The organism is Pseudoalteromonas sp. T1lg75 (assembly GCF_002964705.1).
Lineage (GTDB): Bacteria > Pseudomonadota > Gammaproteobacteria > Enterobacterales > Alteromonadaceae > Pseudoalteromonas.
The window spans coordinates 1-23,729 of record NZ_PQCD01000055.1; the positions used below are offsets into that span (position 1 = coordinate 1).

At 52.5% G+C, this 23,729-nt stretch carries 19 protein-coding genes and 1 riboswitch; of the genes, 6 read left to right on the plus strand and 13 right to left on the minus strand.

Annotated elements, in window-relative coordinates:
* Positions 1-189: 189 nt before the first annotated feature.
* From C2M36_RS14575 to C2M36_RS14610, 8 genes are all read right to left on the minus strand, one after another.
* Positions 190-678: a hypothetical protein gene (locus tag C2M36_RS14575; RefSeq protein ID WP_105255532.1), complete on the minus strand. Its 489-nt coding sequence runs from the start codon at positions 676-678 to the stop codon at positions 190-192.
* Between the two features lie 426 nt (positions 679-1,104).
* Complete coding sequence (locus C2M36_RS14580) at positions 1,105-2,685, minus strand: glycogen synthase (RefSeq protein WP_105255533.1); 1,581 nt, start codon at positions 2,683-2,685, stop codon at positions 1,105-1,107.
* 5 nt (positions 2,686-2,690) lie between these two features.
* Complete coding sequence (glgC, locus tag C2M36_RS14585; protein ID WP_105255534.1) at positions 2,691-3,983, minus strand: glucose-1-phosphate adenylyltransferase; 1,293 nt, start codon at positions 3,981-3,983, stop codon at positions 2,691-2,693.
* Position 3,984: 1 nt separating this feature from the next.
* The gene (locus C2M36_RS14590) at positions 3,985-6,474 is read right to left on the minus strand and encodes a glycogen/starch/alpha-glucan phosphorylase (RefSeq protein WP_105255535.1); all 2,490 of its coding nucleotides are present in this window, start codon (positions 6,472-6,474) and stop codon (positions 3,985-3,987) included.
* Entirely contained in the window at positions 6,471-8,585 is a 2,115-nt protein-coding gene (glgX, locus tag C2M36_RS14595; RefSeq protein ID WP_105255536.1) for a glycogen debranching protein GlgX, read from the minus strand. The genes C2M36_RS14590 and glgX overlap by 4 nt, the downstream gene beginning before the upstream one ends.
* Complete coding sequence (glgB, locus tag C2M36_RS14600) at positions 8,566-10,800, minus strand: 1,4-alpha-glucan branching protein GlgB (RefSeq protein WP_105255537.1); 2,235 nt, start codon at positions 10,798-10,800, stop codon at positions 8,566-8,568. The genes glgX and glgB overlap by 20 nt, the downstream gene beginning before the upstream one ends.
* Positions 10,790-12,802, minus strand: a complete 2,013-nt coding sequence (gene malQ, locus C2M36_RS14605; RefSeq protein WP_105255538.1) for a 4-alpha-glucanotransferase — start codon at positions 12,800-12,802, stop codon at positions 10,790-10,792. Before malQ ends, glgB begins: the two co-directional genes overlap by 11 nt.
* Before the next feature lie 8 nt (positions 12,803-12,810).
* Entirely contained in the window at positions 12,811-13,110 is a 300-nt protein-coding gene (locus C2M36_RS14610) for an isoamylase early set domain-containing protein (protein ID WP_105189611.1), read from the minus strand.
* Between the two features lie 424 nt (positions 13,111-13,534).
* On the opposite strand from C2M36_RS14610, the gene C2M36_RS14615 reads away from it, so the two are divergent.
* The gene (locus C2M36_RS14615; RefSeq protein WP_158678960.1) at positions 13,535-14,233 is read left to right on the plus strand and encodes a lytic transglycosylase domain-containing protein; all 699 of its coding nucleotides are present in this window, start codon (positions 13,535-13,537) and stop codon (positions 14,231-14,233) included.
* 5 nt (positions 14,234-14,238) lie between these two features.
* A complete protein-coding gene (locus C2M36_RS14620; RefSeq protein WP_105255539.1) occupies positions 14,239-14,775 on the plus strand; it encodes a DUF2937 family protein in 537 nt (178 codons plus the stop codon).
* Positions 14,776-14,796: 21 nt separating this feature from the next.
* On the opposite strand, the gene C2M36_RS14625 is transcribed toward C2M36_RS14620, so the two are convergent.
* Together C2M36_RS14625 and C2M36_RS14630 are read right to left on the minus strand one after the other, a co-directional pair.
* Entirely contained in the window at positions 14,797-15,357 is a 561-nt protein-coding gene (locus C2M36_RS14625) for a DUF922 domain-containing protein (protein ID WP_158678961.1), read from the minus strand.
* Positions 15,358-15,473: 116 nt separating this feature from the next.
* On the minus strand, positions 15,474-15,887 hold the full coding sequence (locus C2M36_RS14630; protein ID WP_105255541.1) for a GFA family protein: 414 nt from the start codon (positions 15,885-15,887) through the stop codon (positions 15,474-15,476).
* 145 nt (positions 15,888-16,032) lie between these two features.
* Here C2M36_RS14630 and sbcB point away from each other — a divergent pair, with 145 nt between their 5' ends.
* A complete protein-coding gene (gene sbcB, locus C2M36_RS14635; RefSeq protein ID WP_105255542.1) occupies positions 16,033-17,478 on the plus strand; it encodes an exodeoxyribonuclease I in 1,446 nt (481 codons plus the stop codon).
* 24 nt (positions 17,479-17,502) lie between these two features.
* On the opposite strand, the gene C2M36_RS14640 is transcribed toward sbcB, so the two are convergent.
* The gene (locus C2M36_RS14640; protein WP_105255543.1) at positions 17,503-18,387 is read right to left on the minus strand and encodes an NAD(P)-dependent oxidoreductase; all 885 of its coding nucleotides are present in this window, start codon (positions 18,385-18,387) and stop codon (positions 17,503-17,505) included.
* 96 nt (positions 18,388-18,483) lie between these two features.
* Here C2M36_RS14640 and C2M36_RS14645 point away from each other — a divergent pair, with 96 nt between their 5' ends.
* A complete protein-coding gene (locus C2M36_RS14645; protein ID WP_105255544.1) occupies positions 18,484-18,996 on the plus strand; it encodes a glutathione peroxidase in 513 nt (170 codons plus the stop codon).
* The gene (locus C2M36_RS14650) at positions 18,962-19,942 is read left to right on the plus strand and encodes a 2-hydroxyacid dehydrogenase (protein ID WP_105189601.1); all 981 of its coding nucleotides are present in this window, start codon (positions 18,962-18,964) and stop codon (positions 19,940-19,942) included. The genes C2M36_RS14645 and C2M36_RS14650 overlap by 35 nt, the downstream gene beginning before the upstream one ends.
* Before the next feature lie 78 nt (positions 19,943-20,020).
* Here the strand turns inward: C2M36_RS14650 and C2M36_RS14655 are convergent, their stop codons facing one another.
* Positions 20,021-21,343, minus strand: coding sequence for a sodium-dependent transporter (locus tag C2M36_RS14655; protein ID WP_105255545.1), 1,323 nt, complete (start codon positions 21,341-21,343; stop codon positions 20,021-20,023).
* A 92-nt stretch (positions 21,344-21,435) separates the two neighbouring features.
* Here C2M36_RS14655 and C2M36_RS14660 point away from each other — a divergent pair, with 92 nt between their 5' ends.
* Positions 21,436-22,140: a 4'-phosphopantetheinyl transferase family protein gene (locus tag C2M36_RS14660; RefSeq protein ID WP_105255546.1), complete on the plus strand. Its 705-nt coding sequence runs from the start codon at positions 21,436-21,438 to the stop codon at positions 22,138-22,140.
* On the opposite strand, the gene lysC is transcribed toward C2M36_RS14660, so the two are convergent.
* Positions 22,106-23,461 (minus strand): lysine-sensitive aspartokinase 3, encoded by a 1,356-nt coding sequence (gene lysC / locus C2M36_RS14665; RefSeq protein ID WP_105255547.1) that lies wholly within the window; start codon positions 23,459-23,461, stop codon positions 22,106-22,108. The genes C2M36_RS14660 and lysC overlap by 35 nt on opposite strands.
* An 80-nt stretch (positions 23,462-23,541) precedes the next feature.
* Positions 23,542-23,714: riboswitch (Lysine riboswitch) on the minus strand.
* Positions 23,715-23,729: the final 15 nt, after the last annotated feature.

Below are 23,729 nucleotides of genomic sequence, written 5' to 3' on the forward strand. Positions count from 1 at the left end.
GGTATAGGCCTGGGTTCTTTTCTTTTTAGTCATGAGACACCTCTTTTTCTAACTATAGAAGGTGTCTACTTTTTTTGGGTAAGTCCTTTACATAACGCCCCAATAAGAGGCTAAAAATCAGTTGGTTATACTTTAGCGAGGTACGAGCGACAAACCAACTGTTTTTTGACCTACCACTTTATTGGCTTGTTATATTCCCCAAACACATACTTCAAATTGGGGGCTTTGGTTTTCGTTGAACTCAAAGATAACTCCAAAATCCTGTGACTCTCCGACCCAGGACAAATCTCTAAAACCACCATTTTCGCAAGCTAGTAATTGCATGATACCAAATAAGTTTGATTTAAATTCTTTGGCACTCATTTGATAATGCATTCCTTGAAAGTCAAAACTTAGCCAACCTTTATAATGGTCAGGAATTTTCAACTTTTTGATATATATTATCGTAGATTGGAAATCGGGATATTCAGTTCGACTCCAGCTAACAACATGCTCTCGACTAGGCTTAAATTCGCCGTTATTCCAACTAGAAAGAGTTAAATTTCTAACTGCCTCTTTCCTATCTGTTCTTGGGACAGACTCAAAAAGTGCGTGCATCATAGGATCTAAACTAGAAACGAGTTTCTCATGCTCTTTCCTACAGCTAAATTCATGTAACTTCTGTTCGAGTTTGCTCATATCTATAAGGGAGTATAACAGCTTATTAGTGCGAATTCCCGGTTAAGGAAGTTATCCACAACCTCACCATTGCCCACTAATAAACTTTTTTATTCAATAATAGCAATAAGTTATCAGGTGTTTTGTTCACACGCAATCGAGAAACGAGCCATAAAAAACGTGCCTTCACTTATTCGAGCCTTGCGTGGCTCGCTATGTACTTTATTTTTGCCAATTAAAATCAGTAACCTATCTCTTATTACCACATAATCGAGCCGTTTTTGTGTATTACATAGCGTGCCAAAACGACGTAATTGACGCGTTTTTACTTATCCATGTTTTTGAGGATATGGGGCGAAGATCTGTTTCTGACACCGAGCCGAGCATCAGTTCGGCCCGGTGTCAGAATCGGGAATAAAGGATATGGCTGCGCAATACTAAAGCGAATTAATCTCCATAAAGCTCGCTTAAATAGGCTTTGGCGGCCTCATGCCAGCTAAAGCGACATTCTCTGGCGTTTGCACTTAGCTCTTGCCAATCCTGGGGCTGATCTTTGTGCATGTCCAGAGCACGAGTAAGGCACGCCAGTAACTGCTCACCTTGCTCTGCTGGGCTGTCGCCATTAAATACAAAGCCGTTCTCTCCTTCTTTGACCGTATCCTTTAAGCCGCCAACACCGTGCACCAGGCAAGGTGTGCCGCTGCGCAGTGCCAGCATCTGGCTGATACCACAGGGCTCAAACGAGCTGGGCATAAAGAAGAGCTCACACAGCTCATAGATGGCGTCGCTTAGCGCCAGGGAGAACCCATTGATAAAGAGGAAGTTATCATGTCTGGCCATGGCTTGAGTTAAGAGCGATTCATAGTATGGGTCGCCGGAGCCGAGCATAATAAAATGCTTTTGTTCTTTGGCCAGTTCATCGAGCACCGCATCGATAACTAAAGTTCCTTCTGACGATGCCATAGGCTGTGCCAAGGGCTTTGCCAATCGCTGCGCTAACAAGGCGACCTTTTGCGATGTCACCCGTCCCACCGAACCCAACCAAGGTTTAATTTGCAACTGCTGCCATTGTTGCATGCGCACATGAGCAATATAGTGGCCGCTGCTGAGTTGTGGCTGCTTGGCCATGGCCGAAAACAACGCCTGCTGCGTTAATGGCCAAAGCGCCTTAGGCGGATAAGATGCGGCCTCTTGTTCATAATCGCAGCCGTTTAATATGCCAACCAAACGACCTTGTTGATGGGCCTTTTGTAATTCGCCCTCTAAGCCCTCACCGCCGATAAAGCCCCGCTCTGGGTCGCTCGGTTGCAATACTTCCTCAACATACGTTGGCGACACCAGGTGAATTTTATCGCACAAAGTAATGGCCGCGCGCACCGGGTTATAGCAGTGCAGGTAGTGCGGATCGCAGATTTGCTGACCATCATAACCCAGCCAGGGGAACCAGGTTTGCAGCGATGACTCATCGCCGCTAAACGGGCGCGTGCCCTGCAGCGCCAGGTTATGCACCGTATAAACGGTGCGTAATTCCTGCAGGCACCGATACTGAGGCGCAAACGCCCGTAGCACCGCCAGAGTAGCGCTGTGCCAGTCATGCAGGTGCAACACCTCAAGCTCGCCAAAGCCGCCCTGCTTTATGGCCTCGGCCACCCCCACGCAGAATAATGCGAACTTGCTGGCATCCGCAGCGAAGGGGCGATTATCCGTGTCATTGTGATACACCTCGGCGCTATTAAACCAGGGGTGGCTCAATACATAGTGCGTCACCCCCTGCTCCACCAGCACCCGATATAAATTCAGGGTTAGCTGATTGCCCGCAAAGTTCACCGAGTATTGACCGCAAAGCGTGCGCTCAGCTAACTCCAGGCAGGCGTACTCGGGAAGCACCACCTGTACCCCATTACCGCTGAGACCTGTATTTACCTCGGCAATAGCCTTTGACACCTCGGCAACCACATCGGCAACGCCCCCTACCTTGGCGCCGCTAATCGCGGCGCTTTCGCTACTTACAAATAATACTGCACTCATAAGAACTAGGCCCTTTGCTGCTCGGCGCTGTTGGTCTTTGCCGCCAAGGCCGCGAGCATATCGCGGGTCACCAGCACGATACCGTTTTTAGACACCCTAAAGCCGTTGGCGCGGTCCTGATCATGATCGACGCCTATGTGCAGACCCGCCGGAATCTTACAGCTGCGGTCGATGATCGCCCGTTTTATACGGCAATTGCGGTTAACCACCACCCCGGGCAACACCACCGCCTCTTCTATTTCACAGTAGGAATGCACATAGACATTGGAGAACAACAGGGATTTACGCACCGTTGAACCGGAAATAATACAGCCGCCGGATACCGTGGAGTCCACCGCCATGCCGCGACGGTCATCATCATCGAAAATAAACTTGGCCGGTGGCAGTTGCTCCTGATACGTCCAAATTGGCCAGCTTGGGTCGTAAAGATCCAGCTTTGGTTCTGGCGATACCAGCTCCATATTCGCCTCCCAGAACGAGTCCAGGGTGCCCACATCGCGCCAATAGGGTTGCCCCGACATATTCGGGTCGGTAAACGGAAAGGCAAACACCTTATGTTTATCTATCAGTGCAGGAATAATGTCGTGACCGAAATCACGGCCCGAGCAGGAATTTTGTGCATCCTTTTTTAATTGCTCGAACAAAAACTCGGTGTTGAACACATAGTTACCCATGGATGCCAGACAGCGGCCACTCTTGCCGGGAATTTCATTAGGCACCGGCGGCTTTTCATCGAAGCGGCGGATTTGATTATGTTCATCCACCGTCATCACCCCAAAGGTGTTCGCCGCGTCCTGACTATCCACCTCGATACAACACACCGTCATGTCGGCACCCGTTTCCACATGCTTGGCCAGCAGAGCACCATAGTCCATGCGATAGACATGATCGCCGGATAAAATCATCACATAGCGCGGCAAGTCGTGGCGAATAATATCCATATTCTGGAACACCGCATCGGCGGTACCGCAATACCAGTCATCACCGTAACGCTGCGACGCCGGTAGAATTTCCACCGACTCACCCAGCTCCTTTTTGAAATGACCCCAGGCGCGTTGCACATGGCGAATGAGCGAGTGCGACTTATACTGAGTGGCCACACCAACGCGACGAATGCCCGAGTTGATGCAATTAGACAGCGGAAAGTCGATGATCCTGTGTTTGCCGCCAAAATACACTGCCGGCTTAGCTCGCCAGTCGGTGAGCTCGTGCAGGCGCGAGCCTCGGCCACCGGCGAGGATCAAGGCATAGGTATCACGGGTCAGGTTACTAATATAGCGATTGGCATAACTGGGCATACTATTCTCCTTGGGGTGAAGCAATCGGGCTTAGGCGCCAAATCTCTTGACTGTATTGGGCAATGGTTCGGTCACTGGAAAACGGGCCGGATGCGGCGGTGTTTAACACACTCATTTGCGTCCAACCTTGTTTATCCTCGTAGGCTTTGCTGACGCGCTCCTGCGCCTGGCAATAATCGGCAAAGTCGTAACAGGTCAGCCAGGGATCCGAATCGCTGTAAAGCGCCGCCAGAATGGAATCGAAGATCCCCGGCTCACAGAGGTTGAAATGGCCGCTTTTTAGCAGCGCCAGCACGGCGGATAAATTCTCATCTCCGGCGATGATGTCCTTGGCGTTGTAGTGACTGCGAATGGTATCGACCTGATCAATCTCGGCACCAAACACAAAGAAATGCTCGCCCCCCAAGGCGTCACGCATCTCCACATTGGCACCGTCCAAGGTGCCTATGGTAATGGCGCCGTTCATCATAAATTTCATATTGCCGGTGCCCGAGGCCTCCTTACCCGCAGTGGAGATTTGCTCGGACAGATCCGCCGCCGGACAAATGGTTTCCATGGCGGTGACATTATAGTTGGGCAAAAACGCCACCCTGAGCCAGGGCCTGGCTTTGGCATCGTTATTGATGGTCGCCGCCACATTGCTGATCAACTTGATGATCTGCTTAGCCATAAAATAGCCCGGCGCCGCTTTGCCGCCAATGAGCACACAGCGCGGCACCATGGTCTCGGTGTCGCCATCACAAATACGTCGATACAGATGGATAACGTGGAGAATATTGAGCAACTGGCGTTTGTATTCGTGAATGCGTTTAACCTGAACGTCAAAGAGCATGTTGGCGTCAAATTCGACGCCGCACTGCGACTGCACCAGGGCGCACAGGCGCTGCTTATTAGCCTGTTTTACCTGTTGCCACTGCGCCAGTAATTGGGGTTCATCATAATAACGGCGCAGTTTGCTGATCTCACTAAAGTCATCTTGCCAGTGCGCGCCAATCTTGCTGGTGATCAGCGCCGCCAGCTGGGGATTACAATGCATCAGCCAGCGCCTGGGGGTTACGCCATTGGTCTTGTTATTAAATTTATGCGGCCATAGCTCGTAAAAGTCTTTAAACAGGTTTTGCCTTAGCAACAGACTGTGCAACGCCGCCACGCCATTAACCGAGTAACTGCCAACGATGGCCAGATACGCCATGCGCACCTGAGGCTCGGCGCCCTCTTCGATTAACGACATCGCTCTTTGCTTGTCACTGCAACCCGGCCATTGCTTCGCCACCTCGACCAGGAATCGGGCATTGATCTCATAAATAATCTCCAGCAAGCGCGGTAACAGCCGGGCAAACAAGGCCACCGACCACTTTTCCAAGGCCTCTGGCAACAAGGTATGGTTGGTGTAAGCCATGGTTTTAGTGGTTATCTCCCAGGCCTGCGGCCAATCGAGCGCGTGCTCATCAATGAGCAAACGCATCAGCTCCGCCACGGCAATACTCGGATGGGTGTCGTTAAGCTGAAACACATGGTAATCGGCAAACTCGGTAAAATCGTCGCCGTGCTTTTCACACCAGATCTTCAGCCTGTCCTGCAAGGACGCACTGCATAAGAAGTATTGCTGGCGCAGGCGCAACTCTTTGCCGTTTTCCGAGGCATCGTTGGGATACAGCACCATGGAGATCTGCTCGGCCAGGTTCTTCTTCGCCACCGCCTCGGCATAGCCCCCGGCATTGAATTCACTCAGGTCAAACTCATCGGTGGCTTCGCTTTTCCATAGCCTTAAGGTGTTGACCACGTCATTGCCACTGCCCGGGACAGGCACATCGTAGGGCACGGCAAACACATCATGGGTGTCGACCCACACGCGATGGCTGCGCCCGCTGGCGTCTTTATACACCTCCACATGGCCGAAGAATTTAACCCGCACCGTTTGGTCCGGTGCCGGCAGCTCCCAGGGGTGGCCCTCATGCAACCAGTGATCCGGTTGCTCTACCTGATAGCCATTGTCCAGGCGCTGGTTGAACATGCCATATTCATAGCGAATACCGTAACCGGTCACCGGCAGCCCCATGGCCGCACAGCTATCGAGAAAACACGCCGCCAGGCGCCCAAGGCCGCCATTACCCAGGCCGGCATCGTGCTCGGCATCGGCCACGTGCTCCAGCTCGGCGCAGTAGTTTGCCAGTGCCGCCGTAACTTCATCGGCCAAATCGAGATTTAAAATGGCGTTATTAAGGCTGCGGCCAATTAAAAACTCCAAGGACAGATAGGAGACGCTGCGTTTGTCGGCGTTGTCATTACGGGTATGACGCATGCGTGCCACCAAGCGGTCACGTATGGTTAGCGCCAGAGCCTGATAAAGATAATGCTGCGACTCCCCTACCTTGTCGCGACCCAGGGTGTAGTGAAAGTGCCGGGCCAGGTCGACGGCCAGGGTTTGGCTGTCGAGCAAGGGGGCTTCTTGCCAGTCGTAGGGTTGGCATTGTGGTGCAGGTTTTGTCATGCTGAAGGTCTCACTATTTGCGGCCAGGGAATATTGCTAAATACCGAGCTGGAACCCGGGCTCAGGGTCAGTTCGTCGCCCTCGTAGAGGTCCGGTGGCGTGCGCTTATCGCTCTCACCCAAGGTGTGGCTATCACTGCTGAGTACGCAGTGCCAGCGCCCTGGTACGCACTCATCACCAGGTTCGGGCGCATCTGAGCTCAAGGCCAAAGGCGGCAAACGCAAGGTGCGTTCACTGCCACCTCGGTGTAACACTATGGCCAAACTCTGCTGACGCTCGTTATCGACCAGGGTGTAGATCAGGGTATGCAGGCTGGCATCGTGCCAATCCTGGGTTTGCATTTGTGTGCCATCGGGGCGATACCAGAGCAAACTAAAGCGGGGATCGTCCGGATGGACATGCCTGTCCAGGGTAAAAATGGCGAAGTAACGACGTAAGGTCAGCACCTCGCTGATAAAACTCGCCAAGGGATGGTGACTGTTGTAATCGTGCCAGGCCAGCCAGCTAATGGCGTTATCCTGACAATAGGCATTATTATTGCCGCCCTGGGTATGACCGAGCTCACTGCCGGCACTGAGCATGGGTACCCCCTTAGAAAGCAGCAGGGTAAGCAGCAGATTCTTTTGTGCTTTTAGGCGACGCGCCTTAACTTGCGGGTCCTGGCTATGCCCTTCGACACCATAATTACAGCTGTAGTTAGCACTGTGGCCATCGCGGTTATGCTCGCCATTGGCCTGATTATGCTTGTGCTCATAACTGACCAGATCGGTCAGGGTAAAACCATCGTGGCTGACAATAAAATTAATGCTGCTGCTCGGGGGGCGATTGACGAAGATATCGGCCGAGCCATGCAGACGTTTGGCCAGCAGCCCCAGCATATCGGCATCACCTCGCCAAAAACGGCGCACCACATCACGATATTGGTCGTTCCATTCCCGCCACGGCGGCGCAAAAGCACCCAGCTGGTAACCGCCCGGGCCTATATCCCAGGGCTCGGCAATGACCTTGGCACGGCGCAATATGGGGTCTTGCGCCAGACATTGGAAGAAACTGTGGGCGGCGTCAAAGCCCCTTTTATTGCGACCGAGAATGGGCGCCAGATCAAAGCGAAAACCGTCTACGCCCAAGACCTGGTACCAGTAGCGCAGGCTATCAAGCACCAATTGCAGGGTTTGCGGATGCTCCAGCGCCAGGGTATTACCGCAGCCGGTGTCGTTGATATACTGGCCTTGGCCATCAAGGCGATAATAGGCCCGGTTATCAAATCCGCGCAGGTGACAACAAGGCCCAAGCAAGGCGCCCTCACTGCTGTGGTTGTAGACTACATCGATGATCACCTCCAAACCCTCGCTGTGCAGTTTACTGACCATCTCGGTAAACTCCTGCACTGGGTGATCCAGGGCATAGTCCCGATGCGGAGCAAAATAGCTCAGAGTGTTGTATCCCCAGTAATTACTAAGCCCTAACGGCGCCAAAAACGGCTCACTGATAAATTCGTGTACCGGCATCAGCTCAACACTGGTGACCCCTAAGGCCTTCACATGCTCAATAAAGGTGTGTTCGGCCAAGGCTAAAAAGGTACCGCGCTTGGCCGGGCTAATGCCGTTGTGGCGCGCCGACCAACCCTTAACATGGCACTCGTAAATCACCGTTTCCGACCAGGGGATGTCCGGGCGCTTGCCGGTATAAGGGGTCGCCTGACATACCTTGGATTTAGGCATAAGATGGGCATTGTCCAAGGGGCATAAAACGCCCTGTTCATCGATGGCGCGATGGCGCACGCTGGGCTGAAACTCCCCATGGAGCGCATAGCTATAGGGGTCAATCAGAAGCTTATTGGCGTTGTAGAGCTGACCTTGTTGTGGGGCAAATGGGCCATGCACCCGATAGCCATAGAGCTGCCCCGCGTGAAGGCCATCGATTTGCACACTCCAAAGCCCGGCTTCGCCGCGATGCAAAGGCACTCGAGCCACTTCGCTATGGCCGGAGTGGTCATACAGGGACAGAGACACAGACTCAGCATGCTCGGCAAAAACACAAAAGTTCACGCCCTCGGCATTGACCGAAGCGCCCAAGGGGTCAGTTTTGCCGTTACGGGTTAGCCACTGCATCGACTTCGCGCTCCCACAGCAAATAAATACTGGCCAGTGGTCCCAGGCTTAGTTGCAGCGAGTAAGACTCCTGTAACCAAGGCACCGGCTCGGCGTCAATCCCAACCTCTTCATCGGCGATTACGGCCACCCCGCTGCCGCCATAGCCCTCGTCGTCACTGTTGAGCAACACCCGGTAGCGCCCCGACTCGGGTAAGGGGACGCGAAAATCATGGTGCACCTGAGGCGTAAAGTTATGCACGCAAACCACCTTCTGGGCACCATCGCGCGCTGTGCGCACAAAGCTGAAGATACTGTGCGCGCTGTTATCGCCATCCAGCCAGGTAAAGCCATTGGGGTCACGGTCGTTATCATGCAAGGCCCGGTATTGACGGTACACCTGGTTCAAGTCGCGTACCCAGCGCTGTATGCCCTGGTGACTGTCATGCACCAGCAAATCCCACTGCAAGGACATGTCGTGGTTCCATTCATGGTGCTGCGCAAATTCGCCGCCCATAAACAGTAACTTTTTGCCCGGGTGAGCCCACATAAAACCGTAGTAGGCCCGCAGATTAGCGAATTTCTGCCAAAGATCCCCGGGCATCTTATGTAACAAGGAGCCCTTGCCGTGTACCACCTCGTCGTGACTGAGCGGCAGGATAAAGTTCTCGCTAAAGGCGTAGACCAATGAAAACGTCATTTCATGGTGATGGTATTGACGATAGATGGGGTCGAGCTGCATGTATTTGAGCGAGTCATTCATCCAGCCCATATTCCATTTATAGCCAAAGCCCAGGCCGCCATGCTCAACGCTGTTGGTGACACCGGGCCAGGCGGTGGACTCTTCCGCCACCATCATGATCCCCTGGTTGCGGGCATAACAGACACTGTTGATTTGCTGCAAACAGTCGATGGCACCGAGGTTTTCGCGGCCACCGTATTTATTCGCCAGCCATTGGCCATTTTCGCGGCTGTAATCGAGATACAACATGGAGGCGACGGCATCGACACGCAGGCCATCGACGGCGAACTGTTCCAGCCAATAGGTGGCATTCGACACCAAAAAGCTACGCACCTCTTGGCGCTCATAATTGTAAATATAGGTGTGCCAATCCGGGTGGAAGCCCTGGCGGGTATCCGCATGCTCATATAAATGGGTGCCATCGAAACGGGCCAGGCCATGGCTGTCGCCGGGAAAGTGCCCGGGAACCCAATCGAGCAGCAGGCCAATCCCCGCGGTGCGGCATCGTTCGCAAAAATAGGCGAAATCCTCGGCGCTGCCAAAGCGTGCACTCGGCGCAAACAGGCCTATGCCCTGATAGCCCCAGGAGCCGTCAAAGGGATATTCGCTGATGGGCATCAATTGAATATGGGTAAAGCCCATGTCCTCAACATAAGGCAGCAGTTGCTCCGCCAGTTCGCGATAGGTTAAATACACGTTATTTTCACCGCGCCGCCAGGATCCGAGGTGCACCTCGTAGATGCTAATGGGCGCATCAATGGCATTGCGTTCACTGCGCTGCTCATAATAGTCGGGACTCAGCGGGGTAAGCCTTGGCGCAGCGGTGACTATGGATGCGGTGGCCGGGGGCTTTTCCATGGCCAAGGCATACGGGTCGGCCTTAACCAGGTGCTCACCTAAGGCACTGTATATGGAGAATTTATAACAGCTACCCGGCGGCACCGAGGGAATAAAAATAGCCCACACGCCGGAGTCATCGACGCGACTAAGGGGATGCTGGCGCTTATCCCAATGGTTAAAATCGCCTATTACGCTCACCGCCTGGGCATTGGGCGCCCACACACTAAAACGTACGCCCTGGATGCCATCGATATCCATGGGGTGTGCGCCTAAATGGCGCTGCGCCTGCTGCTCTTGCCCCTGGCGAAAATAATAAAGATCGTCCGCATTTAACCCCAAGGGCAGACTAAAGGGATCCGCCTCCTGACGGGTTAAATGCGGGTAGCGAATAAGCAGCTCGTAGGGTTCAAACCGGGCTTTACTGGGCGCCAAAAACAGCGCTGAGTCGCCATAACGCTGGGCCTCGGTTGTGCCCGTTGTAAACACCACCGCCACAGACTCGGCACCGGGTTTATAAACTAGAATATACCAGGCGCCATCTATGCATTGATGACCCAGCAACTGGCGCGGCTCGCCCACTCGGGCCTGTTCAAGAGCCGCCAGGGCATCGTCTAAATTAACCGGGTACTCGAATTTGCTCGCGCTACGTGCCATGTCTTGCTCTACCTAATTGCTGAAGAAGGGATGCCTGGCGGGCCAAAATAGCACCGCCCTGGGTGCTTAGTTGCCGTCGCCAATTGGGATATTGGGTATGGGTGCCGGGCACATTGACCGCCACGTGCTGGTTGTCCAGATCATCGAGTTGCAAGGTGAGCAGGCGACTAGGTGCCCTTGCCAATACCTGGCACAGGGCCGAATAAATGTCTTCACTCGCCGACTCCAGGTTGCACTGCTGACCTTGTTCACTGAGTAGTTCAAGCAACTGCCGGCGCTGACTCTCACGCTCGCCATACATGTCCTGTGCTTGTTCGTCACTTATTAGCTGCAGTTCGATAGCCTGGTCGATATCGCTCCCCTGCCACCAGGCAGCAAAGGGCGGAAGATCATGATTGCTGATCATCAACAGCGTCTGCTCGGGCAGCTGCTTTGGTGCAAAAAAACCCTGGTGATCACGACAGAAATAAAACACCGTGTTGGTTAATACCCGCGATTCGGCTAACGCCGTTTGCACCTGTGGCGGCACCACCCCCAGGTCTTCACCGATAATGGCGCAACGCTCTTGATGACTGAGGATTTTCACCACCGCCAACAGTGCATCAAATGGGTAGTACACATAACACCCTTGTTGGTCGGCCAGGCACCACCACAGGCGTCGCAGAGCCATGACGTGATCGATGCGCAGCGCCCCCACATCGTGCATATTGGCGCGTAAAAGGCTTTTAAAATACGCAAAATGATCGGACGCCAAACGTTTGGGGTGCAAAGCCGGCATGCCCCAATTTTGCCCCTGTCGGGCAAAAGGATCCGGTGGCGCGCCTATCTCGGCACCCTGAGTAAAATGAGACTGGTATTGTCGATATTCACCGCTACTGCGGGTAACGCCTACGGCGAGGTCGTTAATCAAACCGATGCGCATGCCACTGGTAATGGCCAATTGCTGGCAATGTTTGCGCTGCAACCAGGCCTGCCACTGCCAGTATTCATCCTGCTCCGAGCTGCCACTTGGCAGGGTATCCAGGGCATCGCGACGAGCGCTTTGAAAACGCCTAAAGGCACTGCGACGCTCGACACAGGCCGATGCACAAAAATTATCGTAAAGACGCTGTAACAAGGGCCACTTCAAGGCATAAACCCGCTCATAATCGAGCCAGGGCGCATTAGCCAAACTCTGATAGTGTGCGTGTGCCTCGGCCAAGTCGTGGCGCAGTTGCGGGTCGCAATCTTCACTGAGCTCAATACTGATGTACAAAGGATGCAATAACAGCCGACTCACCGGGCTGTAGGGGCTGACGGCCTGCGCCTGTGTGGTGTCGAGCAGATGCAAGGGATTCAGTAAAAGGTAATCGATACCCAGCTCTGCTGCTGCGACCACTAAGGCGGCTAAATCGGAAAAATCACCAATGCCAACACCACGCTCGCTGACCAAGGTATAGAGCCCAAAGGATAAGCCCAGTAGCTTTTGCACCGGCACTTTTGCGTGCGGTGCAAAACAGTGAGGTTGGTAGCTATATTCAGGCACCCACCATAACTGGGTGTCGGCGAGTTGTTCACCGATATTCACCTGGGCATCGTAAAAGCCAGGGGCGAGCCAGTTGAATGGCAGGTTAAAGGCCAGTTTTAAATACACTTCGTGGTCGAGATGGTAGTCACCCACAATCTCGCCCTCGGCCAACGACCAGTGCAATTGTTTATCGCCCTCAAGCAACTGCAAATGAACACCGGCGTTATTTTGCTGATACTGCGAGCGCGCCACCCGCACCAGAAGGCGTGGCTGGTGCTCGTTGACCAAGGTGGTTTCATCAACCAACTGCTGCCAGGGAGCTGCATCCAGGCGATAATTAAGCGCGCTGAGGGCCGCCAAATTGGTGCCATCTACTTCCATGGCCGCCAAGGCTTGGCTGCGCACCGCTGGACTAAAGCGCAGCAGCTCACCTTCATAGCTATGATACTCATAGCCAACCCCCATGAGGTAACAGGCCTGAGCAAATGCATCCATAACTGGTGCTAGCTCAGATAGGTCGAGACAACACTGTTGTCGGTGCCAAAGTCGTTGGCGACATAGGCATCGGCCTGGTGGTCATTGTCCCACTGCTCATCATTGATTAAATAGCGAAAGTGAAACTCGCTGTTTTTCGGCAAGCGCAGCTTAGTGCGAAAGGTGTGATCTTTTTTTGAATACTGCATGGCCAAGGGTTGCCATTGATTAAACTCGGCGACCAGAGCGACCGCTTCCGCATCCGGGTGCTTATATTCAAAAGTGACTTCGGCTTCTTCTTTGGTTTTAAAAAAGCGTTTTTTTAACATAGCTGGGCTCCAAATAGGGTTGAATATTCGATCGCCACATCAATGTGCTATGGATACTGCTAAGCAAATCGGTGTGTTTTGCAAAGTTTCAATCAGGCTAACAGGCAAATATGGACGCTTTATTACAGTGCAGCCCTCGCGCCAAAATAGTGCAATTTTGGTTGTTAACCCTGGTTTTTATTAAAAACCTCTGCCTCCCTACACTCTGAGCATGAACAATGCCAACTTAAAAAAGACGCCAATTCATTTGTTAGGCAATTGTGCACAAAATGTGTTTTGGCCCGATTAGCCGTGTTTAAAAGCAAGGCGCATGAAAAGCTAACACTCTGGTCATTAAGCAAAAATTCATTTAAGTGGTAAATTCTCATCCTAAATCATGAGCCTGTGCTAAACTCAAAGATGATTCAAAATGCGAGCACACACCATGGAAAGACCCTTTTCGTTCAAACTTAATGCCTTGAAAGTGTTTGTATTATTTGCCGTATTAGGGACAACATTTGCAGTTCAGGCGCAATCCACCATCTATCATTACTACAACCAACAAGGGATCGCGGTTTTTACCGATGCCAAACCCAAAGTCCGCGGTTTTGAGGTGGTAGAATTGAAGTGTGCCCAGTGCGAAGAGAAATTAGCCGCCTGGCACAGAACTCCCCTGTACACAGAAAAGTATCATCAGCACCTGGTTGACGCCGCCAAAGAGCACGGCATCGATCTGGCACTGCTTAAGGCAATCGTGCATGCGGAGTCCAACTTTAATCCCAAGGCCGAATCCCATAAGGGTGCCAAGGGCCTAATGCAACTTATGCCGCTGCTGGTTAAAGAGTTTAATATTAACGATCCCTTCGACCCCGCGGAAAACATTGCCGCCGGCAGTGCCTATTTCGCCCATTTGTTAAAGCGTTTTAAGGGCAATGCCAAACTTGCGGCCGCAGCCTACAATGCCGGCCCCAGCAATGTGGTGCACTATGGGGGCGTGCCCCCGTTTAAACAAACCCGTGCCTTTGTGCAGCGTATCGATATTTTGCGAAATCGCTATCGCCAACATTTTGAGGAGCAAAACTTGATAGCCTCGCAATTGACGGTGAATAATGACACACTGGAGCAATCTGCTACTTCACCTTAAATTCTATGATGTTAAATATCGTCCGTTGGTGCCGTAATTACTTACGTCTGTGCGTATTCTTTATCGCCGCGCTAGTTGGCCTTCAGGTACCTGGATTTAAAGACGATTATGGACATGCGCTACGTGCGGCCATGGTTGAGACCAACGCCGCGGTAGCGCCTTTTAAAGACGATGCCGAGCAGTTTTTTGATGGCTCCCTCACCAAGTTATTGGCCCATTATCAGCAAAGCGCCGACCCGGTGTATGCCAAAGGCGGCGATAATCTCGCCACCCTGTTACAGCGCAGTGAGACGCTGCAAAACGCCCTCAATGAATTTAGCCAATACCCCTATCTGCATCTGGTGCGCTCCCCCGTGCCAAGCATAGGCATCCAGGTCTGGCACAATTACACGCCGCAAATTCAGTTGAATCTTGAGGCCTTGGCCAGCGCGGTTATTTTTGCCCTGCTCGTCAGCTGGACGATTGAGGCGTTATTTGTGCTAATGGTGCTTGCCCTGATGCGCGCCGCTCACATGTTACGCCCCGCTCGGACTCAAGCTTAATAAGCCGAACCTTGGTGGTGCCTAGTTAAGGTGATCCACCAGCCAGGCATTTTCCGAGCGCCCAAATTCGGTCTGCTGTTGTAATTGCTCCAACGCCAGTGCCAACTCGTTCTGTACCTGCTCGCTGATGCGCTGCGCCTGCTGTTCCAAGATTCGACAGTTGCCCAGCTGGGGTAAAGCCTCTAATTGCTTATCGAGACGCTCGGCGGCGGCAATAATCATCACCCCCTGCTTACGCTGATATTCGGCCAGGTGTGGATACCAACGGGACCAGAGTTTCTTCACCGCCTCGCTGTAGCTATCTAGCTTGGGTAAGGTATATTCGATTTCTACCCTGGTGGTGAGTTTATTCACCTGACACTGACGGGCCCGGCTATTAAACCAAAACTCCCAGCCGATCTGATGGTGAGTATAACCATGCTCGACCCGAGTACCGCGTTTCACCGGCGAGGCAGAATCCACCGCGACCAGCAATTCACTCAACACGTCGGCATAGACGGGATAATTTTGCGTACTCTGCCTGACATCAAGTTTGCCGTAGGCCGGCAGAGAGAAAAACATAACTACAAGAATAAGACGCACACTACTTCCTAGGTCACGGTTACGGCCACTGCATACGACCGTAACACCATTCTTTATGCTAAATAATTATGGAAGCTTATATCATGGCTTCATAACAGAATAATGACAGTATTCAGTTATTTGCTCTCTTTGGGCGGATATTCCTCATAGGTCGGTAACAAGGCAATATATTGCTGCCACCCCTGTTGGCGCGAAGTGAAAATATGGGCATTGGGCTGGGGCAGCTCACCATTATCGACGCTGCCGGCGGGCACCATCACCACGCCCAACTCCTCAACTAACAAGGGCAAGGAGGAGCCGCAAACGCTGCAAAAACACTTTTCATGGCGGCTGTCGTCAACACGATAACGGGTCAAGAGTTGCTCGCCCCGCATCCAGTCAAGCTGAGCCGCATCCATAAAGACGATGGCACCATGAGCGGAGCCCGTACTTTTTTGGCAGCGATGACAATGGCAAAGATAAAAACCACTCACCTCACCGCTCACACTGTAGCTGGCGCCACCACATAGGCAGCTTCCGTGTAATTCCATAGGTATCTCCTGGCTAATTATTATTCACGTCCTAGCAAAGTGTAGCCCAAGCTTTGTGACTATGACTTGCTATGTAATAATGACGGAAATCATAAGTAACATGCGGTTACGCGGTTACACGACAAGTTAGGCGAAAGGATCGACAATGGCGCATAACGGCGACGAGCAGAGCACAATCTACTGGCACGACTACGAGACCTGGGGGGCCAACCCGCAAAAAGACCGGCCGAGCCAGTTTGCCGGTATTCGTACCGATCTGGAGCTGAAAATTATCGGCGAGCCGCTGATTGAATACTGTCGTCCGGCGCCTGACTATTTACCTCATCCCGAGGCCTGCCTGGTCACAGGCATTACCCCGCAACATGCGCTGCGCCACGGCCTGAGCGAGGCGGAGTTTATTGCCAAGATCCACGAAGAATTCAGCCAGCCCAACACCTGTGTGGCCGGCTATAACAGCATTCGTTTCGATGATGAAGTCAGCCGTTACACCCTGTATCGTAACTTTTATGACCCCTATGCAAGGGAATGGCAAAACGGTAACAGTCGCTGGGACATTATCGACCTGGTGCGTGCCTGCTATGCGCTGCGCCCTGAGGGTATCAACTGGCCGCGTAAAGAAGACGGCAGCGTCAGCTTTCGCTTAGAAGAGCTCACCAAGGCCAACGGCATAGAGCACGCCGATGCCCACGATGCCTTAAGTGATGTTAAGGCCACCATTGCCCTGGCCAAGCTGGTTAAAGAACGCCAGCCCAAGCTGTACAACTTCTTTTTCGGTCTGCGCCATAAAAAAGCGCTGTTGCAGCTGGTCGATGTCTACAATATGACGCCCCTGGTGCATACTTCATCGCGCATTCCGGCAACGCAGGGCTGCACCACCTGGATAGCACCCATGAGCTTCCATCCGAGCAATAAAAATGCCGTGGTTTGCTTTAACCTGACACAAGACCCCCAGCCCCTGCTCGATTTATCCGTGGAGCAATTGCGCGAGTACCTCTATACCCGCCACGACGAGCTGCCCGAGGGTCAGGCGCCCATCGGCTTAAAGCTGGTACATGTGAACAAGTGCCCTATTCTCGCGCCAGCAAAAACCCTGTTACCGGAAAACGCCGAACGTCTGGGCATAGACAGAGAGCAATGCCTGGCGCATTTGAAGTTTTTACAGGCGCATCCCGAGCTGCGTGAAAAGGTAGCCGAAGTCTTTAATGAAAGCCGTGAATTTGCCGCCTCCACGAATGTGGATTATCAGCTTTACAGCGGCTTTATCAGCAACGGCGATAAGGCCAAGTTCGATGTGATCCGCAGCAGCTCACCGGTGGAGCTGGCGAGCCTGGAACTGGATTTTGAAGACCCGAAATTTGCCACCATGCTGTTCCGTTATCGCGCCCGCAATTGGCCCGAGAGCCTCACGCCGGCAGAGTTGGATTCGTGGCGTAAATACTGCCAAAACAAATTGATGCACGGCGAAGACAGCCCGTCCATCAATGCTCAGGACTTTATGCTCAGCCTAGAGAATCTGGTGCATGAGAACGAGGGCAATGAGCGCAACATGGCGGTACTCAAGGCCCTGTATCATTACGCCCAAAGCCTTTAAAAAAAGCCTTGGGTTAATTGCACCTTAGTCGCTAGGGTTTAGCTTCTCTAGACGCGCAAGCAGGCTGGAAGTGTCATAACGATTGCCACCTATAGCCTGCACATCACCATAGTATTGGTCAACCAAGGCCGTAAGCGCCAGGGTCGCGCCATTGTTGCGGGCCTCATCCAGGGCAATGCCCAAGTCTTTGCGCATCCAGTCAACGGCAAAACCGAACTCGTACTCACCCTGCAACATGGTCTTGTAGCGGTTTTCCATCTGCCACGAGCCGGCCGCGCCTTTAGAAATGGTCTCCACAACCTTTTCACCGTCTAACCCGGCTTTTTTGGCAAAATGTAAACCTTCCGCCAGACCCTGTACCACACCGGCGATACAGATCTGATTGACCATTTTACACAGCTGGCCACTGCCAATAGGACCAAGCAATTCGCTAAAACGACTAAATGGCGCCATTACCGGCTGCACCGCGGCAAACGCATCCGCATCACCACCACACATTACGGTCAATACACCATTTTCGGCACCGGCCTGGCCACCGGAAACAGGCGCATCGATAAAGGCCACCTGCTTTTCTTTAGCCGCTTCACCCAGTTCACGGGCCAATAGCGCAGAGGTGGTGGTGTGATCGACCAAATAGCTGCCCGGCGCCATGGTTGCAAGTGCACCGTCATCACCGTAAATCACGCTGCGCACATCATCGTCATTGCCCACACACACGAATACAAATTCGGCGCCACTGGCTGCCTGCGCTGGCGTCGCTGCACTGCGTCCACCGTATTGCTCAACCCACTTTTGCGCTTTTTCGGCGCTGCGGTTATACACGCATACATCGTATCCCGCTTGTTGTAAGTGACCCGCCATGGGATAGCCCATAACCCCTAGACCGATAAAGGTACATTTTTTTGACATAATTCTGACCTATTTGCCTGCTAGCCTCGAAAAAACGCACACAGTATATCAAAGGCAAAGGCTAAAAACGTCTGGTTTTCAGCAAGGGAGCACTCAATGGATAGTATTTACCATTTCAACGCCACACTTATCGACGGCCAACCCTATTCATTTAAACAACTACAAGGACATGTGGTGCTAATCGTCAATACCGCCAGCAGCTGTAATTTCACTCATCAATACGGCGCACTGGAGCGCGTTTATCAAGACTATCAACATCAGGGCCTGGTAATTTTAGGCTTTCCCTGCAATCAGTTTGGGCGCCACGAAATTGCCGACAACGCCACCATAAAAGGCTTTTGTGAAAGCACATTTAATGTTAGTTTTCCGTTGTTTAGTAAAGTCATGGTCAATGGCCCGGACGCCCATCCACTGTTTAATTACCTCAAAGAGCATACCCGTGGCATTGCCCAAAATCGGGCAATAAAATGGAATTTCACTAAATTTCTCATAAACTCTCAAGGACAGCTGGTAAATCGTTACGCGCCACGTACCAAACCCGACACCCTAAGGTCGGTGATAGAGAGTCAACTTGATGAAATTAGCCCTATTCAGCTCGCAAAGGTATGAACAAAAGGTATTTGATGAACTCTGCCCCGCAGACGTAGATATCGAATATTTCGATGTCGGCCTTAATGTCCATACCTGCTCCCTTAGCAAAGGCTTTGACGCCGTTTGTGTTTTCGTAAATGACAACCTCAATGCCGAGGTCATAGGCAAATTGGCCGACCTTGGCATCGGCCTTATCCTGCTGCGCTGCGCTGGCTTTAATAATGTCGACCTGGCGGCGGCCAAAGCACATAACATAGCCGTGGCCAGAGTGCCGGCCTACAGCCCGGAGGCGGTGGCCGAGCACAGTGTAGCCCTAATGCTGACCTTAGCGCGCAAAACCCATAAGGCCTACAACCGGGTGCGCGAGGATAATTTCGACCTCAACGGCCTGCTTGGCTTTAACCTACACAATAAAACCGTGGGCCTGATCGGTTGCGGTAAAATTGGCCAGGCGCTGGTAAAAATACTCAACGGCTTTGGTGCCAAGGTGCTGGTCAGCGACCCGGCCGCACCCACCGGGGCCTTTACTCTGGTATCGCAAAACGAGCTGCTCGCCAACAGCGACATCATCAGCCTGCATTGTCCACTCAATGAGCAAACCCATCACATCATTAACAAACCTGCCCTGGCGACGATGAAACGCGGTGTCATGCTCATTAACACCGGCCGCGGTGCCCTGCTCGATACCAAGGCCTGTATCGAGGCGCTTAAAAGCGGACAGCTTGGTTATTTGGGCTTGGACGTGTATGAGCAGGAGTCCGAATTATTCTTTAAAGACAGATCGGAAGAAATTCTTCAAGACGATGTGTTTGCCCGTCTGCTCACCTTTAAAAACGTATTGATCACCGGCCACCAGGGCTTTTTCACCCAAGAAGCGCTGGAACAGATTGTACAGACCACTTACTTTAACCTGCACCAATTCGCCAAGGGCGACACCCTCACCAATCAGGTACTGGATATATAGGCTTAAAGCGTTTCAACAGGCACAAAAAAAGGGATATGACAGCATATCCCTTTTTTCGTTCTAGTTGGCTTTGTAGGATTATTTCATCGCGACATTGATAAACACGGCGGTCATCAAAATTGGGCACACCAAACGGATATACCACAACAGCGCTTTAATGCCCGGGTGGTTCGACTCGGCCAGTTTATTGCCACGATTCCACACCCAGCCCAGGGTAAGGAAGTAGAACAAGCCCATCAGCGGCAACTGGTACTGGGTAAAGACCTGGATCACCAAGCCAAACAGCCAGTCAAAGTTCATAATGATGGTGCCTGAGGCGATGGCCACCACTAAGGTCACCAAGGCAGTCGCACGCTTACGGTCCATTTGATGGTTTTCCACCAAAAAGGCCACCGGGATCTCGGTCGAAGAAATGGTCGAGGTCACGGAGGCGATAGACATCAGCACGAAAAACGCTAACGCGATCACCAGACCCATGGTGCCCATGGCTTCAAACAGTTGCGGCAAGACCGCAAAGATGAGCTGGCCCTCGCCGATCAGCTTGCCATTGGCAAACACTTCGACGCCGTTATGGCTGGCGACAAAAATGGCCGGCACGATCAGTAAACCGGCTAAAAACGCCACCGAGGTGTCGAGTGCGGCAACGCTTAAGGTCAATTTCCCCAGGTTAGCACCCGGCTTAAGGTAAGAGCCATAGATCATCATACAGCCCACCCCAAGCGACAGGGAGAAAAACGCCTGTCCCATGGCGGCGATAATCAAATCCGCATCCCACACCTTGTCAAAATCCGGCTTCAGATAATGGGCAAAGCCCTCTGCCGCCCCATCAAGTGAGCCAATATAGAAGATCAGCGCCACCAACAGAACTAAGAGCAAAGGCATTAGGCGTCGTGACCAGGCTTCGATACCCGACTTCACCCCTTGCAAAATAATGCTCGCGGTCAACACCAGCATTAAGGGCGTAAATACCAGGTTGCGAGTCAAGGAATCATTGCTTAGAAACTCGGCCGCCGCTGGCATATCGAGCATTTGCGCAATCGGCGCCAAGGCGTGAGCCAGCATCCAGCCGGCCACGATGGAATAGAAACTCAGCATCACCACCGCACCGCCCAGGCCCAGGTAACCGGCGCCAGCGCCAAGCTTGGGTGCCTTGTTCTGCCAGGCACGTTTAAGCGCCTGAACCGGGTTGGCCTGTGCCGCATAGCCCAGATATAACTCGGTAAAGAGCGCGGGCAGTGCCAAGGCAAAAATTACGATAAAGTAAACAAGTAGGAAGGCTCCGCCTCCGTGGTTTGCAGCTTGAGTTGGAAACCCCCATATATTTCCTAAACCCACTGCAGCGCCGGCAGCTGCCAGCACAAATCCTATGCGACTTTGAAAGCCGTCACGATTATTCGTCATTCTTATTGATATCTGTTATTGTTTTGCCGCTATTAAACCACACTTACCATTAACAAAGTAGTCGCCGCCAACCATATCGGACCATTCATCCCATGTTTAATGCAGCTTATCGCTTTCCCGCATTACCAAAGAGCACTCCATCTGTGCCGATATCGGAAAAAGTCTTACTGTGCCTTAGTGCCGCCATTGAGCTCAATGAAGCCCACCTGCATCCAGGCGAACTCAAGGTGCTCAACAGGCGTAAACAACCCCAGGCCAAACGCGAATACCTAAGTAGCCGCTATTGCATCAAGACCCTGGCGCAGCACCTATTTCCGCAATACGCGCACATCCCCCTTACACGTTGGCAGAGTGTGTTTAACGAGCAGGAAAAAGCGCTAAAGCTCTATATCGACGGACAATTATTGGATGTCAATGTAGTGATCAGCCACTCGCACGGCCATATTGCCGTGGCCATGACTCAGGACCAGCAATCTTTATTGGGCGTGGATATTGAAAAGCGAGATGCAAGCCGGCGCTTTGAAAAGCTGGCGGCGCATTTTTACCCTGAGGTGGAAGCCCGGGATATAGGCGACGATGTTGATACTTTTTTTCGGGTGTGGACGTTAAAAGAGGCCTATGCCAAGGCCGCCAAGCAAAGTATCAGCACGCTGTTAAGCCAGCCCATACTGCCCTTGCTTGACCGCTTCCCGGCCCAGGTTTATTGCCAGCCCTGGCGGCATTTCGATCTCAGTTTGATCACCGCCAAGACCGAGGTCGAACTTATCGACCTTGCTCTAACAACTGCTGGTGAATAGCCTGCACCACGGTATCCGACTGTGATTGCTCCACCAAGAAGCACAGGTTGTGCTTTGACGCCCCATGACAAATCAGGCGAATATCAAAATCACTGAGCACCCGCATCAGGTTCAGTTCGCTTTGGCGTAACTGAATCTCGGAGCCGATCAGTGCTACCAAGGCAAGATTGGTTTCCACACTGACATGACAAAACTCACCTAAACGCTCCAGGGCTTCCTGATCAAGCTCAGGGCGGCTGGCATTAGGCGCGTTATCTAGGGTTACGGCTACGCTTATCTCCGACGTGGTGACCAAATCTACGGAAATCTTATACTCGCTAAGAATGGTAAACACCCGCGCCAAGAAGCCGCTGGCGAGCAGCATTTCAGGGCTCTTGAGCGTCAGCAACAGCTGATTCTTACGCTGGGTCACCGCGCGTACGCCAGCGATCAATTCACTGCTGGGCACTTTTTCAATCCAGGTGCCACCCCCTTGAGGGTCTTGGCTGGAGCCAACGAATACACCAATGCCGCTGCGCGCTGCGGGTAGAATGGTCGCCGGGTGTAATACCTTGGCGCCAAATGTAGCCATTTCCGCAGCCTCGTCAAAGGTCAGATGGGCAATGGGCTTAGCCTTGTTACACAGACGCGGGTCCGTGCTGTAAATGCCAATCACATCGGTCCAAATATGGATGTTTTTGGCACCACAAGCCTCCGCCAACAAGGCGGCACTGTAGTCCGAGCCACCGCGACCTAAGGTAGTGGTATCGCCGTATTCATCAGAGCCGATAAAGCCCTGAGTCACCACCACCTGCTCGCTTAAAAGTGGTACTAGCTCGGCCTGAGCTCGCGCCTTGGTTTGGGTTATATCCGGCTGCGCCTTACCAAACTGGCCGTCGGTTTTTAGTACCGAACGCACGTCGAAGCGACTTGAGGCTACGCCTTTATCGCGCAGCACCTGGGTAAATAGATACGAAGATAAACGCTCGCCAAAGCTAAGCAATTCATCTCGGTGCGCATTGATTTGTGCCGGGTGCTGGGCGGCGTGTTTAAAATCATTAAGGGTGCTATCGAAGCCATGGGCTAAATCCGCGTCCAGGCTCAGACATTCAATGATATTCAGTTGGATAGCGATAACACCATCGATATGTGCCTGGCGCTCCTCAGTGCTAAGCCCAGTTTGACACAAGGCGACCAGATGATTGGTCACCCCGGCACTGGCACTGACAACGACGATGCGCACTTGCGGGTCGCTGGCGATAATGTCGGCGCAACGGCTCATCGCTGCATGATCGGCCACTGAGGTGCCGCCGAATTTGGCGACGGTAAATTCCTGATTCATTTTCTCTCCGAGATGAAAAATAGGTTATTTTTCAAATACAATCAGGAGAACTTGGCAAGACTAAAAAGAAAGGTATGTCCATTGCCAGAAGCCCTCCACCCAAACAGGTGACAGTTCCGAGGATTCAGCCTCAAGAACCGAAAGTCATTGTGACGAGCAATGTACTTCCTCGGCGATAGTCTCCCTCATAAACGGTCATGGGCCTACGTCTGCCTCACGTTTACTACCTAGCTATCGCACCTCTTCTGCTAAGGGTTTACGGTGTGAA

What these genes read in the sequence shown, in the direction of transcription:
- sbcB (WP_105255542.1), top strand. Translation starts at nt 16,033, where the DNA reads ATGGCGCATAACGGCGACGAGCAGAGCACAATCTACTGGCACGACTAC.
- glgC (WP_105255534.1), bottom strand. Translation starts at nt 3,983, where the DNA reads ATGCCCAGTTATGCCAATCGCTATATTAGTAACCTGACCCGTGATACC.
- C2M36_RS14655 (WP_105255545.1), bottom strand. Translation starts at nt 21,343, where the DNA reads ATGACGAATAATCGTGACGGCTTTCAAAGTCGCATAGGATTTGTGCTG.
- C2M36_RS14660 (WP_105255546.1), top strand. Translation starts at nt 21,436, where the DNA reads ATGTTTAATGCAGCTTATCGCTTTCCCGCATTACCAAAGAGCACTCCA.
- glgB (WP_105255537.1), bottom strand. Translation starts at nt 10,800, where the DNA reads ATGGCACGTAGCGCGAGCAAATTCGAGTACCCGGTTAATTTAGACGAT.
- C2M36_RS14580 (WP_105255533.1), bottom strand. Translation starts at nt 2,685, where the DNA reads ATGAGTGCAGTATTATTTGTAAGTAGCGAAAGCGCCGCGATTAGCGGC.
- lysC (WP_105255547.1), bottom strand. Translation starts at nt 23,461, where the DNA reads ATGAATCAGGAATTTACCGTCGCCAAATTCGGCGGCACCTCAGTGGCC.
- C2M36_RS14610 (WP_105189611.1), bottom strand. Translation starts at nt 13,110, where the DNA reads ATGTTAAAAAAACGCTTTTTTAAAACCAAAGAAGAAGCCGAAGTCACT.
- C2M36_RS14620 (WP_105255539.1), top strand. Translation starts at nt 14,239, where the DNA reads ATGATGTTAAATATCGTCCGTTGGTGCCGTAATTACTTACGTCTGTGC.
- glgX (WP_105255536.1), bottom strand. Translation starts at nt 8,585, where the DNA reads ATGCAGTGGCTAACCCGTAACGGCAAAACTGACCCCTTGGGCGCTTCG.
- C2M36_RS14645 (WP_105255544.1), top strand. Translation starts at nt 18,484, where the DNA reads ATGGATAGTATTTACCATTTCAACGCCACACTTATCGACGGCCAACCC.
- C2M36_RS14630 (WP_105255541.1), bottom strand. Translation starts at nt 15,887, where the DNA reads ATGGAATTACACGGAAGCTGCCTATGTGGTGGCGCCAGCTACAGTGTG.
- C2M36_RS14615 (WP_158678960.1), top strand. Translation starts at nt 13,535, where the DNA reads ATGGAAAGACCCTTTTCGTTCAAACTTAATGCCTTGAAAGTGTTTGTA.
- C2M36_RS14590 (WP_105255535.1), bottom strand. Translation starts at nt 6,474, where the DNA reads ATGACAAAACCTGCACCACAATGCCAACCCTACGACTGGCAAGAAGCC.
- malQ (WP_105255538.1), bottom strand. Translation starts at nt 12,802, where the DNA reads ATGGATGCATTTGCTCAGGCCTGTTACCTCATGGGGGTTGGCTATGAG.
- C2M36_RS14575 (WP_105255532.1), bottom strand. Translation starts at nt 678, where the DNA reads ATGAGCAAACTCGAACAGAAGTTACATGAATTTAGCTGTAGGAAAGAG.
- C2M36_RS14640 (WP_105255543.1), bottom strand. Translation starts at nt 18,387, where the DNA reads ATGTCAAAAAAATGTACCTTTATCGGTCTAGGGGTTATGGGCTATCCC.
- C2M36_RS14650 (WP_105189601.1), top strand. Translation starts at nt 18,962, where the DNA reads ATGAAATTAGCCCTATTCAGCTCGCAAAGGTATGAACAAAAGGTATTT.